This is a genomic window from Klebsiella sp. JB_Kp004, from assembly GCF_040065795.1.
In the GTDB taxonomy this organism is placed as follows: domain Bacteria; phylum Pseudomonadota; class Gammaproteobacteria; order Enterobacterales; family Enterobacteriaceae; genus Klebsiella; species Klebsiella quasipneumoniae.
In genome coordinates, this window is record NZ_JBEAKW010000044.1 from 86,563 (window position 1) to 101,958 (window position 15,396).

Genomic DNA, 15,396 nt, shown 5'->3' on the forward strand with positions numbered 1-15,396 from the left:
GCAGAGAGCAAACATCGTCAGGCGATTATTTGCCTTTGTTTTCCAGATTTTCAACCTGCGGTAAACCCGTCGCTGAGGAGGCGCTCAGCAGGCCAGACTGCGCGTAGCCGAACAGCTTCTCGCGGGTATCGGTGATATCCAGATTACGCATGGTCAGCTGGCCGATACGGTCTTCAGCGGTAAACATGGAATCGCCTTTTTCCATGGTCAGACGCTCTGCTTTATAGGTCAGGTTGTCTGATACCGTATTGAGGATCGAGTAGTCGTTGCCGCGACGCAGCTCAAGGGTGACTTCGCCGGTGATCTGGCTGGCGACCCAGCGCTGCAGCGAATCACGCAGCATCAGCGCCTGGGAATCGAACCAGCGGCCCTGATACAGCAGACGGCCCAGCTGGCGACCGTGAGCGTGATATTGCTCGATAGTATCTTCGTTATGAATACCGGTCAGCAGACGCTCGTAAGCGATATGCAGCAGCGCCATCCCCGGGGCTTCATAAATGCCGCGGCTTTTCGCTTCGATAATCCGGTTTTCGATCTGGTCGCTCATGCCCAGGCCGTGACGACCGCCGATGCGGTTGGCTTCCAGCATCATCTCGACATCATCGGCGAAGGTTTTGCCATTAAGCGCTACCGGGTGACCCTGCTCAAAGCGTACGGTGACCTCTTCCACAGGGATCTTCACGTTTTCGTCCCAGAACTTCACGCCCATAATCGGGTTGACGATCTTGACGCTGGAATTCAGAAACTCCAGATCTTTCGCTTCGTGGGTAGCGCCGAGCATGTTGGAGTCGGTTGAATAGGCTTTCTCGACCGACATCTTGTAGTCAAAGCCGCAGGCGATCATAAATTCGGACATTTCGTGACGGCCGCCGAGTTCATTGATGAAATCGCTGTCCAGCCACGGTTTGTAGATCTGCAGTTCAGCGTTGGTCAGCAGGCCGTAGCGATAGAAACGTTCGATATCGTTGCCTTTATAGGTGCTGCCATCGCCCCAGATGTTGACGCCGTCTTCTTTCATTGCCGCTACCAGCATGGTGCCGGTGACCGCGCGGCCCAGCGGCGTGGTGTTGAAGTAGGTCAACCCGCCGGTGGTGTTATGGAAAGCGCCACACTGAATCGCGGCGATCCCTTCTGCGACCAGCTGTTTGCGGCAGTCGATCAGACGGGCGCCTTCGGCGCCGTACTCTTTCGCGCGGCGCGGAATAGCATCGTAGTCGTCTTCGTCCGGTTGACCCAGGTTAGCGGTATATGCATAAGGCACGGCGCCTTTTTTGCGCATCCATAACAGCGCGGCGCTGGTATCCAGTCCACCAGAGAAAGCGATACCAATACGTTGACCAACCGGGAGATGCTTGAGAATCGTCGTCATAAAATAAAACCCTGCTCGATAGACTGTGGTGAGTTCGACTCAACAACCTTAACTGCATTTTTATGCATTAATTGTGAGTATTCATTTAACCATCTTTTACTGGTGACAGGAAGGGCTTCATCATCTTTTTGCTAAAAAAGCCTGAAATACCAGCACAAACGGCAATCGGGGGCGATAAAATGCATGTTGACAAAATATACTAATTGTCGTTACAATTCATCCCGATTTTATGTCCCGTCTTCGGTACCAAATCCCAGCAGTATTTGCGTCTTTTGCTCAAAAAGAGTAAAATATGCCACGTTTCAGGCGCGGGGTGGAGCAGCCTGGTAGCTCGTCGGGCTCATAACCCGAAGGTCGTCGGTTCAAATCCGGCCCCCGCAACCACTTTCCCATTAAGTACTTTTTCAAATATACTGTGAGGACTAGGTGTCCTTCGTAGCCGAATTTGAAAGAATTCTTGCGGAAGGTGTTCCAGATCGCCATGGCGATCTCAGGGTTCAGTTATCTAAAGCCCCGATTTATCGGGGTTTTTTGTTATCTGACTTCAGAATAACTGGGCTATACGCCCTTTTTTTATGTCTTGGGGGTGGGTTTGTCCACATTAGAGCAAAAATTGACAGAGATGCTCACTGCGCCGGTTGAAGCGCTTGGCTTTGAGCTGGTCGGCATCGAATTTATTCGCGGTCGCACATCCACACTGCGCATCTATATTGATAGTGAAGATGGCATCAACGTTGATGATTGTGCTGATGTGAGCCACCAGGTAAGCGCCGTCATGGATGTCGAAGACCCGATCACTGTCGCTTACAACCTGGAAGTCTCTTCGCCTGGTCTCGACCGTCCGATGTTCACCGCCGAACACTATCAACGTTTCACTGGCGAAGAAGTTGCGCTGGTGCTGCGCATGGCGGTTCAGAACCGTCGCAAATGGCAGGGCATTATCAAAGCGGTAGACGGTGAAATGATCACGGTAACCGTCGAAGGCAAAGATGAAGTGTTCGCGCTGAGTAACATCCAGAAGGCGAACCTGGTTCCCCACTTTTAACAGTCTGGATTGAGGTGAAAGGCCCCGATGAACAAAGAAATTTTGGCTGTTGTTGAAGCCGTTTCCAACGAAAAAGCGCTGCCGCGTGAGAAAATTTTCGAAGCGCTGGAAAGCGCGCTGGCAACGGCCACCAAGAAAAAATACGAACAAGAGATCGACGTTCGCGTTGAAATCGACCGCAAGAGCGGCGATTTCGACACTTTCCGTCGCTGGCTGGTTGTAGAAGAAGTCACCCAGCCGACGCGCGAGATCACGCTGGAAGCCGCGCGTTTCGAAGATGAAAGCATGAACGTCGGCGACTACGTCGAAGATCAGATTGAATCTGTCACCTTCGACCGCATCACCACCCAGACCGCTAAACAGGTTATCGTGCAGAAAGTTCGCGAAGCCGAGCGCGCGATGGTGGTCGATCAGTTCCGCGAGCACGAAGGTGAGATCATCACCGGCGTGGTGAAAAAAGTGAACCGCGACAACATCACTCTGGATCTGGGCAACAACGCTGAAGCCGTGATCCTGCGTGAAGATATGCTGCCGCGTGAAAACTTCCGTCCGGGCGACCGCATTCGCGGCGTACTGTACGCCGTCCGTCCGGAAGCGCGTGGCGCCCAGCTGTTCGTGACCCGTTCCAAACCTGAGATGCTGATCGAACTGTTCCGCATCGAAGTGCCGGAAATCGGTGAAGAAGTGCTGGAGATCAAAGCGGCAGCTCGCGATCCGGGCTCTCGTGCCAAAATCGCGGTGAAAACCAACGACAAGCGTATCGACCCGGTTGGCGCTTGCGTCGGTATGCGCGGCGCGCGCGTGCAGGCGGTATCCACCGAGCTGGGCGGCGAGCGTATCGATATCGTCCTCTGGGATGATAACCCGGCGCAGTTCGTGATTAACGCTATGGCGCCGGCAGACGTCGCGTCCATCGTGGTGGATGAAGATAAACACACCATGGATATCGCGGTAGAAGCGGGCAACCTGGCGCAGGCGATTGGCCGTAATGGTCAGAACGTCCGCCTGGCCTCGCAGCTTAGCGGCTGGGAACTCAACGTGATGACCGTTGACGATCTGCAGGCTAAGCACCAGGCGGAAGCGCATGCCGCTATCGATACCTTCACCAAATATCTCGATATTGATGAAGATTTCGCGACAGTGCTGGTTGAAGAAGGCTTCTCCTCACTGGAAGAGCTGGCCTATGTGCCGATGAAAGAACTGCTGGAAATCGACGGTCTGGATGAAGCCACCGTTGAAGCACTTCGTGAGCGTGCGAAAAACGCACTGACTACGCTGGCGCTGGCTCAGGAAGAAAGCCTGGGAGATAACAAACCTGCCGATGATCTGTTGAATCTCGAAGGTCTGGATCGTGCCCTGGCATTCAAACTGGCTGCCCGTGGTGTTTGTACGCTGGAAGATCTCGCCGAGCAGGGCGTTGATGACCTGGCTGATATCGAAGGGATGACCGACGAGAAAGCTGGCGAGCTCATCATGGCCGCTCGCAACATTTGTTGGTTCGGCGACGAAGCGTAATAAACTGTAGCAGGAAGGAACAGCATGACAGATGTGACTATTAAAGCGCTGGCCTCAGAGATTCAGACCTCTGTGGATCGCCTGATACAGCAATTTGCTGACGCAGGCATCCGCAAAACGGCTGATGATTCTGTGACCTCGCAAGAGAAACAAACTTTGTTGACGCACCTGAACCGTGAGCACGGTTCGGCGCCAGACAAGCTGACGTTACAGCGTAAGACGCGCAGTACGTTGAATATTCCAGGTACCGGTGGAAAGAGTAAATCGGTACAAATCGAAGTCCGCAAGAAACGCACCTTTGTGAAACGCGATCCGCAAGAGGCTGAACGCCTGGCCGCGGAAGAGCAGGCGCAGCGTGAAGCGGAAGAGCAGGCCCGTCGTGAAGCTGAAGAAGCAGCGAAACGCGAGGCGCAATTAAAAGCTGAACGTGAGGCCGCAGAACAAGCTAAACGTGAAGTCGCTGATAAAGCGAAACGTGAAGCTGCGGAAAAAGACAAAGTGAGCAATCAACATACCGACGAAATGACCAAAACCGCCCAGGCTGAAAAGATCCGTCGCGAGAACGAAGCCGCGGAACTGAAGCGCAAATCGGAAGAAGAAGCACGCCGCAAACTTGAAGAAGAAGCGCGCCGTGTAGCGGAAGAAGCACGCCGTATGGCAGAAGAAAACGAAAAAAATTGGTCTGAAACTTCAGACAGCCCGGAAGACACCAGCGACTATCACGTCACCACGTCACAGCATGCTCGTCAGGCTGAAGATGATAACGATCGTGAAGTCGAAGGCGGCCGCAGCCGCAGCCGTAGCAGCAAAGCGGCGCGTCCGGCGAAGAAAGGCAACAAACACGCTGAATCTAAAGCCGATCGTGAAGAAGCCCGTGCGGCCGTTCGCGGCGGCAAAGGCGGTAAGCACCGTAAAGGTTCCGCTCTGCAGCAGGGCTTCCAGAAGCCGGCGCAGGCCGTTAACCGTGACGTCGTGATCGGTGAAACCATCACCGTTGGCGAACTGGCTAACAAGATGGCGGTGAAAGGTTCGCAGGTCATCAAAGCGATGATGAAGCTGGGCGCCATGGCGACCATCAACCAGGTCATCGACCAGGAAACCGCACAGCTGGTTGCCGAAGAGATGGGCCACAAAGTTATCCTGCGTCGTGAAAACGAGCTGGAAGAAGCGGTAATGAGCGACCGTGACACCGGCGCGGCGGCTGAACCGCGCGCACCGGTTGTGACCATCATGGGGCACGTTGACCACGGTAAAACCTCGCTGCTGGACTACATTCGTTCCACTAAGGTTGCCTCCGGCGAAGCGGGTGGTATTACCCAGCACATCGGTGCTTACCATGTAGAAACCGACAACGGCATGATCACCTTCCTGGATACCCCGGGCCACGCCGCGTTTACCTCCATGCGTGCTCGTGGTGCGCAGGCGACGGATATCGTGGTTCTGGTGGTGGCGGCAGACGACGGCGTGATGCCGCAGACTATCGAAGCTATCCAGCACGCCAAAGCGGCGCAGGTGCCGGTGGTGGTTGCGGTGAACAAGATCGATAAGCCTGAAGCCGATCCGGACCGTGTGAAGAACGAACTGTCCCAGTACGGCATCCTGCCGGAAGAGTGGGGCGGCGAGAGCCAGTTCGTCCACGTCTCCGCGAAAGCCGGTACCGGTATCGACGACCTGCTGGACGCGATCCTGCTGCAGGCTGAAGTACTCGAGCTGAAAGCGGTCCGTAACGGGATGGCGAGCGGCGCGGTGATCGAATCCTTCCTTGATAAAGGTCGTGGTCCGGTCGCTACCGTTCTGGTTCGCGAAGGTACGCTGCACAAGGGCGATATCGTTCTGTGCGGCTTCGAATACGGTCGTGTGCGTGCGATGCGTGACGAACTGGGTCGCGAAGTGCTGGAAGCGGGTCCGTCCATTCCGGTGGAAATCCTCGGCCTGTCCGGTGTGCCGGCTGCCGGTGATGAAGTGACCGTGGTTCGTGACGAGAAAAAAGCGCGTGAAGTGGCGCTGTATCGTCAGGGCAAATTCCGTGAAGTTAAGCTGGCGCGTCAGCAGAAATCTAAACTGGAAAACATGTTCGCTAACATGACCGAAGGCGAAGTTCACGAAGTGAACATCGTGCTGAAAGCGGACGTACAGGGTTCTGTCGAGGCGATTTCCGATTCCTTACTGAAACTGTCTACCGACGAAGTGAAAGTGAAGATCATCGGTTCCGGCGTAGGTGGTATCACCGAAACCGACGCCACCTTGGCTGCAGCATCCAACGCGATTCTGGTTGGCTTCAACGTTCGTGCCGATGCCTCTGCGCGTAAAGTTATCGAAGCGGAAAGCCTGGATCTGCGTTACTACTCCGTCATCTATAACCTGATCGACGAAGTGAAAGCGGCGATGAGCGGCATGCTGTCTCCGGAACTGAAACAGCAGATCATCGGTCTGGCTGAAGTGCGTGATGTCTTTAAATCGCCGAAATTCGGCGCCATCGCGGGCTGTATGGTTACCGAAGGGACGATCAAACGTCACAACCCAATCCGCGTGCTGCGTGACAACGTGGTTATCTATGAAGGCGAGCTGGAATCCCTGCGCCGCTTCAAAGATGACGTTAACGAAGTCCGTAACGGCATGGAATGTGGTATCGGTGTGAAGAACTACAACGACGTTCGCGTTGGCGATATGATCGAAGTGTTCGAAATCATCGAAATCCAGCGTAGCATCGATTAATCATCGGATGGCTAAGCCGCCGGGGAAGCGAAGCGCCACCCGGCAATCATTTTAAAAAGGGGCTTTAGGCCCCTTTTTTGTCTTTATTCTGGAGAATTTATTATGGCGAAAGAATTTGGTCGCCCGCAGCGCGTGGCCCAGGAGATGCAAAAAGAGATTGCTATCATCCTGCAGCGTGAAATTAAAGATCCGCGTCTGGGCATGATGACCACCGTTTCCGGTGTGGAAATGTCCCGTGACCTGGCCTATGCCAAGGTGTATGTCACCTTCCTCAACGACAAAGATGAAGCCGCGGTGAAAGCGGGCATCAAAGCGCTGCAGGAAGCCTCTGGCTTTATCCGCTCTCTGTTGGGGAAAGCGATGCGCCTGCGCATCGTGCCGGAGCTGACCTTCTTCTACGACAACTCACTGGTGGAAGGGATGCGTATGTCCAACCTGGTCACCAGCGTGGTGAAACACGACGATGAGCGTCGTGTGAACCCGGACGACAGCAAGGAGGACTGATGAGTCGTCCTCGTCGTCGCGGCCGCGACGTGCACGGCGTATTGCTGCTGGATAAGCCTCAGGGCGCCTCCAGCAACGATGTGCTGCAGAAAGTAAAGCGTATATATAACGCCAATCGCGCCGGACACACCGGCGCGCTGGATCCGCTGGCGACCGGTATGCTGCCGATCTGTCTTGGCGAAGCGACCAAGTTTTCCCAATACCTGCTGGACTCCGATAAGCGCTACCGCGTGATAGCTAAACTTGGCCAGCGCACCGATACCTCCGATGCCGATGGCCAGGTGGTGGAAGAGCGCCCGCTGACCTTTAGCGATGAACAGCTGGCGGCGGCGCTGGACAGCTTCCGCGGCGAGACGCAGCAGGTGCCGTCGATGTATTCGGCGCTGAAATATCAGGGCAAGAAGCTGTACGAATATGCCCGTCAGGGGATTGAGGTCCCGCGTGAAGCTCGGCCGATTACCGTTTATGAGCTGCTGTTTATTCGCCATGAAGGCGATGAACTGGAGCTGGAGATCCATTGTTCGAAGGGCACCTACATCCGGACGATTATCGATGATTTAGGTGAGAAGCTCGGCTGCGGCGCGCACGTGATTTTCCTGCGTCGCCTGGCGGTGAGCAAATACCCGGTTGAGCGGATGGTGACCCTCGAGCAGCTGCAGGCGCTGGTCGATCAGGCGGTGGCGCAGGATATTCCTGCCGCGCAGCTGCTCGATCCGCTGCTGATGCCCATGGACAGCCCGGCGTCGGACTATCCGCTGGTGACGATCCCGGAGACCTCCGCGGTCTACTTTAAAAACGGCAACCCGGTACGTCAGTCAGGCGCGCCGCTTAACGGGCTGGTGCGGGTGATGGAAAGCGAATCCGGCAAGTTTCTCGGCATGGGCGAAATTGACGATGAAGGCCGCGTGGCGCCGCGTCGTCTGGTGGTGGAATACCCGGCGTAAGCGCTTTTCTTGCGATAAAAGCCTGCTACGAGTAGAATATCGCCGCTTAACGTCCGCTAAAGTGTTTTAACATTTTCGGGCGTTGCATCAGGGGTCGCTGAATTAGAGATCGGCACCCTTTCTTTCTTTTAATTTTGGAGTTCTAAAATGTCTCTAAGCGTTGAAGCTAAAGCAAAAATCGTTTCTGAGTTTGGTCGTGGCGAAAACGACAGCGGTTCTACCGAAGTTCAGGTTGCACTGCTGACTGCACAGATCAACCACCTGCAGGGCCACTTTGCAGAGCACAAAAAAGATCACCACAGCCGTCGTGGTCTGCTGCGCATGGTTTCTCAGCGTCGTAAACTGCTCGACTACCTGAAACGTAAAGATGTTGCACGTTACTCTGCGCTGATCGAGCGTCTGGGTCTGCGTCGCTAATTCTGCGAGTTTCAGAAAAAGGGGCCTGACGGCCCCTTTTTTCGACCGGGCGGCAGCAATTCATTCAAAACTCATGTATTGTTGCTAGTAATGATCTTCATGCAGAGGTTCGCGCGGCTAATGAGAGGCTTCATCCGCAGGGGCGGGTAAAGGTTGTCATTAGTCGCGAGGATGCAGAGGATCGGGTCAATAGACGCTATGTCGTAGATATGGCGTGATTTATAGATAAAAAGGATAGAATTTTGCTTAATCCGATCGTTCGTAAATTCCAGTACGGCCAGCATACCGTGACTCTGGAAACCGGCATGATGGCGCGCCAGGCAACGGCCGCTGTAATGGTTAGCATGGATGACACTGCGGTATTTGTGACCGTTGTGGGCCAGAAAAAAGCGAAGCCAGGCCAGGACTTTTTCCCGCTGACGGTTAACTACCAGGAGCGTACCTACGCTGCCGGTAAAATCCCGGGTGGTTTCTTCCGTCGTGAAGGCCGCCCAAGCGAAGGCGAAACCCTGATCGCGCGTCTGATTGACCGCCCGGTTCGCCCGCTGTTCCCGGAAGGCTTCGTTAACGAAGTTCAGGTTATCGCCACCGTGGTTTCCGTTAACCCGCAGGTTAACCCGGATATCGTCGCGATGATCGGCGCTTCCGCAGCGCTGTCCCTGTCTGGTATTCCGTTCAATGGCCCAATCGGCGCCGCGCGCGTGGGTTACATCAACGACCAGTACGTACTGAACCCAACCCAGGAAGAGCTGAAGTCCAGCAAACTGGATCTGGTGGTTGCCGGTACCGAAGCGGCCGTGCTGATGGTGGAATCCGAAGCGGAACTGCTGAGCGAAGACCAGATGCTGGGCGCGGTGGTCTTTGGCCACGAGCAGCAGCAGATTGTTATTCAGAACATCAACGACCTGGTGAAAGAAGCCGGTAAACCGCGTTGGGACTGGCAGCCGGAAGCCGTCAACGAAGCGCTGAACGCGCGCGTGGCTGCGCTGGCTGAATCCCGCCTGAGCGATGCTTACCGTATCACCGACAAACAAGAGCGTTACGCTCAGGTTGATGTGATCAAATCTGAAACCATCGCTACGCTGGTTGCAGAAGATGAAACCCTGGACGCTAACGAACTGGGTGAAATCCTGCACGCTATCGAGAAAAACGTGGTTCGTAGCCGCGTGCTGGCCGGTGAGCCGCGTATCGATGGCCGCGAAAAAGATATGATCCGTGGTCTGGACGTTCGTACCGGCGTTCTGCCGCGTACTCACGGTTCCGCACTGTTCACCCGTGGCGAAACGCAGGCGCTGGTTACCGCGACTCTGGGTACCGCACGCGATGCGCAGAACATCGACGAACTGATGGGCGAGCGTACCGACTCCTTCCTGTTCCACTACAACTTCCCTCCGTACTCCGTAGGTGAAACTGGCATGGTGGGGTCTCCGAAGCGTCGTGAAATCGGTCACGGTCGTCTGGCTAAGCGCGGCGTTCTGGCCGTGATGCCGACTATCGACGAATTCCCGTACACCGTTCGCGTGGTGTCTGAAATCACCGAATCCAACGGCTCTTCTTCCATGGCTTCCGTCTGTGGTGCCTCTCTGGCGCTGATGGACGCTGGTGTGCCGGTGAAAGCCGCCGTGGCGGGTATCGCCATGGGCCTGGTGAAAGAAGGCGACAACTTCGTCGTGCTGTCTGACATCCTCGGTGACGAAGACCACCTTGGCGATATGGACTTCAAAGTAGCGGGTTCCCGCGACGGTATCTCTGCGCTGCAGATGGATATCAAAATTGAAGGTATCACCAAAGAAATCATGCAGGTTGCATTGAACCAGGCTAAAGGTGCGCGTCTGCACATCCTGGGCGTGATGGAGCAGGCGATTAACGCGCCGCGCGGCGACATCTCTGAATTCGCACCGCGCATCCACACCATCAAGATCAACCCGGACAAGATCAAAGACGTTATCGGTAAAGGCGGTTCTGTTATCCGTGCCCTGACCGAAGAGACCGGCACCACCATCGAAATCGAAGATGACGGTACCGTGAAGATCGCAGCGACCGACGGCGACAAAGCACAACATGCTATCCGTCGTATCGAAGAGATCACCGCTGAGATCGAAGTTGGCCGTATCTACAATGGTAAAGTGACCCGTATCGTTGACTTTGGCGCGTTCGTCGCCATCGGCGGCGGTAAAGAAGGTCTGGTTCACATCTCGCAGATCGCCGACAAGCGCGTTGAGAAAGTGACTGACTACCTGCAGATGGGTCAGGAAGTACCGGTTAAGGTTCTGGAAGTTGACCGCCAGGGCCGTGTCCGTCTGAGCATCAAAGAAGCAACTGAACAGACTCCGTCTGCCGCAGCGCCGGAAGTTCCGGCTGCCGAGCAGGGCGAGTAAGGTTGCCGTTAGCCCTCCGCTTTTGCGGAGGGCGTTTTACGGGCAGGACGCCTCGTTTGCAGCCGGGGAACAGGACGTTCATCCAATCGTTGTCTTCGGGAGTGGGAAATGAAGCCTTTTTTGCGCTGGTGTTTCGTGGCGACAGCTCTCACGCTGGCAGGATGCAGTAGCACCGCCTGGCGTAAGGACGCCGTCCTCGCAGTACCATTGCAACCGACTTTACAGCAAGAAGTGATTCTGGCACGTATGGAACAAATTCTTGCCAGTCGGGCTTTATCCGATGACGAACGCGCACAGCTTTTATATGAGCGCGGAGTGTTGTATGATAGTCTCGGTCTGAGGGCATTAGCGCGAAATGATTTTTCACAAGCGCTGGCAATCCGACCCGATATGCCTGAAGTATTCAATTACTTAGGCATTTACTTAACGCAGGCAGGCAATTTTGATGCTGCCTATGAAGCGTTTGATTCTGTACTTGAGCTTGATCCAACTTACAACTACGCGCACTTGAACCGCGGTATCGCCCTGTATTACGGCGGCCGGGCTAAGTTAGCGCAAGATGATCTGCTGGCGTTTTATCAAGACGATCCCAATGATCCTTTCCGTAGCCTGTGGCTTTATATCGCCGAGCGTAAACTCGACGAGAAGCGGGCGCTTGAAGCACTCAGAGAGCGCTTAGACAAGTCGGACAAAGAGCAATGGGGATGGAACATTGTCGAGTTCTACCTTGGCGACATTAGCGAAAAAGAGCTGATGACTCGTCTGAAGGCAGACGCAACGGATAACACCTCGCTCGCTGAGCATCTCAGTGAAACCAACTTCTATTTAGGTAAGTACTACCTAAGTCTGGGGGACAAGGACAGCGCTACGGCACTGTTCAAACTGGCGGTCGCCAACAACGTACATAACTACGTTGAGCACCGATACGCATTGTTGGAATTATCGCTCTTGGGCCAGGAGCAAGATGACCTGGCAGAATCGGACCAGCAATAGCTGACGAACACATCAGCCCATAGTTTTTTGCTTGCCATCACCTTCGCGGGTGAGGGCGTTGTTGTTCGTTAATACACCTACTTTGAGCCGGTTCACACTTTTCAATGAAAATTACCGTAAATTTTCACGATGAGTTATGTAGACTGGCCGCCATTAATTTTGAGGCACACGTACTACATGGCTGAATTCGAAACCACTTTTGCAGATCTGGGCCTGAAGGCTCCTATCCTTGAAGCGCTTACCGATCTGGGTTACGAAAAACCATCTCCGATCCAGGCTGAGTGCATTCCGCATCTGCTGGACGGCCGCGACGTTCTGGGTATGGCCCAGACCGGTAGCGGTAAAACCGCAGCGTTCTCTTTACCGCTGCTGAACAACATCGATCCTGAGCTGAGAGCACCACAGATCCTGGTGCTGGCGCCGACCCGCGAGCTGGCGGTACAGGTTGCTGAAGCAATGACGGAATTCTCTAAACATATGCGCGGCGTAAACGTGGTTGCCCTGTACGGCGGCCAGCGTTATGACGTGCAGCTGCGCGCCCTGCGTCAGGGTCCGCAGATCGTTGTCGGTACCCCGGGTCGTCTGCTGGACCACCTGAAGCGCGGCACCCTGGACCTTTCTAAACTGAGCGGCCTGGTACTGGATGAAGCAGATGAAATGCTGCGCATGGGCTTTATCGAAGACGTAGAAACCATTATGGCGCAGATCCCGGAAGGGCATCAGACCGCGCTGTTCTCCGCCACCATGCCGGAAGCGATCCGTCGCATTACCCGCCGCTTTATGAAAGAGCCGCAGGAAGTGCGTATTCTGTCCAGCGTGACGACTCGTCCGGACATCAGCCAGAGCTACTGGACTGCCTACGGCATGCGTAAAAACGAAGCGCTGGTGCGTTTCCTGGAAGCGGAAGATTTTGATGCGGCGATTATCTTCGTCCGTACCAAAAACGCGACCCTGGAAGTGGCTGAAGCGCTGGAGCGTAACGGCTACAACAGCGCGGCGCTGAACGGCGACATGAACCAGGCGCTGCGTGAGCAGACCCTGGAGCGTCTGAAAGACGGTCGTCTGGATATCCTGATTGCGACTGACGTTGCAGCCCGTGGTCTGGACGTTGAGCGTATCAGCCTGGTGGTGAACTACGACATCCCGATGGATTCCGAGTCTTACGTTCACCGTATCGGCCGTACCGGTCGTGCGGGCCGCGCCGGCCGCGCGCTGCTGTTCGTTGAGAACCGCGAGCGTCGTCTGCTGCGCAACATCGAACGTACGATGAAGCTGACCATTCCGGAAGTTGAACTGCCGAACGCAGAGCTGCTGAGCAAACGTCGTCTGGAAAAATTCGCCGCGAAAGTTCAGCAGCAGCTGGAAAGCAGCGATCTGGACCAGTACCGTGCGCTGCTGGCGAAAATCCAGCCGACGGCGGAAGGCGAAGAGCTGGACGTGGAAACGCTGGCTGCTGCGCTGCTGAAAATGGCCCAGGGCGAACGCTCGCTGATCGTGCCGCCGGATGCGCCGATGCGTCCGCGTCGTGAGTTCCGTGACCGTGACGATCGCTTCGAGCGTCGTGGCGACCGCAACGACCGCGCTCCGCGTGGCGATCGCGAAGATCGTCCGAAGCGTGAGCGTCGTGACGTAGGCGATATGGAACTGTATCGCATTGAAGTGGGTCGCGATGACGGTGTTGAAGTACGTCATATCGTTGGCGCGATCGCTAACGAAGGCGATATCAGCAGCCGTTACATCGGTAACATCAAGCTGTTCGCTTCTCACTCTACCATCGAACTGCCGAAAGGGATGCCGGGCGAAGTGCTGCAGCACTTTACTCGTACCCGTATCCTGAACAAGCCGATGAACATGCAGCTGCTGGGCGATGCGCAGCCGCGCACCGAACGTCGTGGCGGCGGTGAACGTCGTGAAGGCGGTCGTAGCTTCGGCGGTGAGCGTCGTGAAGGCGGTCGTGGCTTCGGTGGCGAGCGTCGTGAAGGTGGTCGTGGTGATGGTCGTCGTTTCAGCGGCGAACGTCGTGAAGGCCGTGCGCCGCGTCGTGACGATGCATCCGCGCCGCGCCGCGATGACTCTGCCGGTCGCCGTCGCTTCGGTGGCGATGCGTAATTAACGCAGCCCGCTAGCGTAAACTAAATAATACAGCCCCGATCGTTATGATTGGGGCTTTTTTTATTTCTTTTGTACTCGTGTACTGGTACAGTGCGTCACACCCATCGTGGGAAAGTATTTTTGACTGGAGATTTCGGTAAATGGCGACACTAACCACTACGGCAACCCGACCGTCCCTGTTTGGCGGCGTGGTGATCATCGGCGGCACGATTATCGGCGCGGGCATGTTCTCGCTGCCGGTGGTGATGTCCGGCGCGTGGTTTTTCTGGTCGCTGGCGGCGCTGGTCTTCACCTGGTTCTGCATGTTGCACTCCGGTCTGATGATCCTCGAGGCCAACCTTAACTACCGGATCGGCTCCAGCTTCGACACCATTACCAAAGATCTGCTCGGCAAGGGCTGGAACCTGGTCAACGGCGTGTCGATCGCCTTTGTGCTGTATATTCTGACCTACGCCTATATTTCAGCCAGCGGCTCGATACTGCATCATACGTTTAGCGAGATGTCGCTGAACGTACCGGCGCGGGCGGCGGGTTTTGGCTTTGCGCTGCTGGTGGCATTTATCGTCTGGATGAGCACCAAAGCGGTGAGCCGCATGACGGCTATCGTGCTTGGCGCCAAGGTGATCACTTTCTTTCTGACCTTCGGCAGTCTGCTGGGGCACGTCGAGCCGGCGACGCTGTTTAACGTCGCGGAAAAGAACGCCTCCTATGCGCCATACTTGCTGATGACGCTGCCGTTCTGCCTGGCCTCGTTTGGCTACCACGGCAACGTGCCGAGCCTGATGAAATACTACGGAAAAGATCCACGTACCATCATCCGCTGCTTAACCTACGGTACGTTGCTGGCGCTGGGTCTGTACGTGGTCTGGTTGCTGGTGACGATGGGCAATATCCCGCGCCCGCAGTTTATCGACATCGCGCAGAAGGGCGGCAACATTGATGTGCTGGTGCAGGCCCTGAGCGGGGTGCTGAACAGCCGGAGCCTGGATCTGCTGCTGGTGGTGTTCTCTAACTTTGCCGTCGCCAGCTCCTTCCTTGGCGTCACGCTGGGGCTGTTCGACTACCTGGCGGATCTGTTTGGCTTTGACGACAGCGCACTGGGGCGCTTTAAAACTGCGCTGCTGACCTTTATTCCGCCGATGATTGGCGGGTTGGTGAAACCCGATGGCTTCCTCTACGCCATCGGCTATGCCGGCCTGGCGGCGACGATCTGGGCGGCGATTGTACCGGCGCTGCTGGCTCGCGCCTCGCGTAAACGCTTTGGCAGCCCACAGTTCCGCGTATGGGGCGGAACACCGATGATTGTGCTGATCCTGCTGTTTGGCCTGGGCAATGCGGTCGTGCACATTCTGTCGAGCGTTAATCTGCTGCCGGTTTACCAGTAAGAGGCTTACCCGGTGGCGC

The 15,396-nt window shown here is 55.7% G+C and carries 12 protein-coding genes and 1 tRNA gene; 12 read left to right on the top strand and 1 reads right to left on the bottom strand.

All coding sequences use genetic code 11. The annotated features are described in order from the left end of the window. Positions 1-25: 25 nt before the first annotated feature. Positions 26-1,369, bottom strand: a complete 1,344-nt coding sequence (gene argG, locus ABLX76_RS19525) for an argininosuccinate synthase (RefSeq protein ID WP_101970117.1) — start codon at positions 1,367-1,369, stop codon at positions 26-28. 307 nt (positions 1,370-1,676) lie between these two features. On the opposite strand from argG, the gene ABLX76_RS19530 reads away from it, so the two are divergent. From ABLX76_RS19530 to mtr, 12 genes are all read left to right on the top strand, one after another. Next, positions 1,677-1,753, top strand: a tRNA-Met gene (locus tag ABLX76_RS19530). Between the two features lie 208 nt (positions 1,754-1,961). Continuing rightward, entirely contained in the window at positions 1,962-2,414 is a 453-nt protein-coding gene (gene rimP / locus ABLX76_RS19535) for a ribosome maturation factor RimP (protein ID WP_002918364.1), read from the top strand. A 27-nt stretch (positions 2,415-2,441) separates the two neighbouring features. After that, entirely contained in the window at positions 2,442-3,929 is a 1,488-nt protein-coding gene (gene nusA, locus ABLX76_RS19540; RefSeq protein WP_002918252.1) for a transcription termination factor NusA, read from the top strand. Positions 3,930-3,953: 24 nt separating this feature from the next. Then, positions 3,954-6,644, top strand: a complete 2,691-nt coding sequence (gene infB, locus ABLX76_RS19545; protein ID WP_023291117.1) for a translation initiation factor IF-2 — start codon at positions 3,954-3,956, stop codon at positions 6,642-6,644. A gap of 102 nt (positions 6,645-6,746) precedes the next feature. Continuing rightward, positions 6,747-7,148 (top strand): 30S ribosome-binding factor RbfA, encoded by a 402-nt coding sequence (gene rbfA, locus ABLX76_RS19550; protein WP_002918248.1) that lies wholly within the window; start codon positions 6,747-6,749, stop codon positions 7,146-7,148. Further along, the gene (gene truB, locus ABLX76_RS19555; RefSeq protein WP_348875109.1) at positions 7,148-8,092 is read left to right on the top strand and encodes a tRNA pseudouridine(55) synthase TruB; all 945 of its coding nucleotides are present in this window, start codon (positions 7,148-7,150) and stop codon (positions 8,090-8,092) included. The genes rbfA and truB overlap by 1 nt, the downstream gene beginning before the upstream one ends. A 147-nt stretch (positions 8,093-8,239) precedes the next feature. Then, on the top strand, positions 8,240-8,509 hold the full coding sequence (gene rpsO, locus ABLX76_RS19560; protein ID WP_002918244.1) for a 30S ribosomal protein S15: 270 nt from the start codon (positions 8,240-8,242) through the stop codon (positions 8,507-8,509). A 242-nt stretch (positions 8,510-8,751) separates the two neighbouring features. After that, complete coding sequence (gene pnp, locus ABLX76_RS19565; RefSeq protein WP_023291115.1) at positions 8,752-10,887, top strand: polyribonucleotide nucleotidyltransferase; 2,136 nt, start codon at positions 8,752-8,754, stop codon at positions 10,885-10,887. Between the two features lie 108 nt (positions 10,888-10,995). Further along, positions 10,996-11,880: a lipoprotein NlpI gene (gene nlpI, locus ABLX76_RS19570; protein WP_004206169.1), complete on the top strand. Its 885-nt coding sequence runs from the start codon at positions 10,996-10,998 to the stop codon at positions 11,878-11,880. 104 nt (positions 11,881-11,984) lie between these two features. Then, positions 11,985-12,065, top strand: coding sequence for a protein YrbN (gene yrbN, locus ABLX76_RS19575; RefSeq protein WP_085903200.1), 81 nt, complete (start codon positions 11,985-11,987; stop codon positions 12,063-12,065). After that, the gene (locus tag ABLX76_RS19580; RefSeq protein WP_348875110.1) at positions 12,058-13,989 is read left to right on the top strand and encodes a DEAD/DEAH family ATP-dependent RNA helicase; all 1,932 of its coding nucleotides are present in this window, start codon (positions 12,058-12,060) and stop codon (positions 13,987-13,989) included. Before yrbN ends, ABLX76_RS19580 begins: the two co-directional genes overlap by 8 nt. A 143-nt stretch (positions 13,990-14,132) precedes the next feature. Further along, entirely contained in the window at positions 14,133-15,377 is a 1,245-nt protein-coding gene (mtr, locus tag ABLX76_RS19585) for a tryptophan permease (protein ID WP_023291113.1), read from the top strand. Positions 15,378-15,396 lie beyond the last annotated feature (19 nt).

Excerpts from the sequence above, each read along its gene's own strand:
- rbfA (WP_002918248.1), top strand. The coding sequence starts at position 6,747 with ATGGCGAAAGAATTTGGTCGCCCGCAGCGCGTGGCCCAGGAGATGCAA.
- infB (WP_023291117.1), top strand. The coding sequence starts at position 3,954 with ATGACAGATGTGACTATTAAAGCGCTGGCCTCAGAGATTCAGACCTCT.
- ABLX76_RS19580 (WP_348875110.1), top strand. The coding sequence starts at position 12,058 with ATGGCTGAATTCGAAACCACTTTTGCAGATCTGGGCCTGAAGGCTCCT.
- nlpI (WP_004206169.1), top strand. The coding sequence starts at position 10,996 with ATGAAGCCTTTTTTGCGCTGGTGTTTCGTGGCGACAGCTCTCACGCTG.
- yrbN (WP_085903200.1), top strand. The coding sequence starts at position 11,985 with ATGAAAATTACCGTAAATTTTCACGATGAGTTATGTAGACTGGCCGCC.
- nusA (WP_002918252.1), top strand. The coding sequence starts at position 2,442 with ATGAACAAAGAAATTTTGGCTGTTGTTGAAGCCGTTTCCAACGAAAAA.
- rpsO (WP_002918244.1), top strand. The coding sequence starts at position 8,240 with ATGTCTCTAAGCGTTGAAGCTAAAGCAAAAATCGTTTCTGAGTTTGGT.
- mtr (WP_023291113.1), top strand. The coding sequence starts at position 14,133 with ATGGCGACACTAACCACTACGGCAACCCGACCGTCCCTGTTTGGCGGC.
- truB (WP_348875109.1), top strand. The coding sequence starts at position 7,148 with ATGAGTCGTCCTCGTCGTCGCGGCCGCGACGTGCACGGCGTATTGCTG.
- argG (WP_101970117.1), bottom strand. The coding sequence starts at position 1,369 with ATGACGACGATTCTCAAGCATCTCCCGGTTGGTCAACGTATTGGTATC.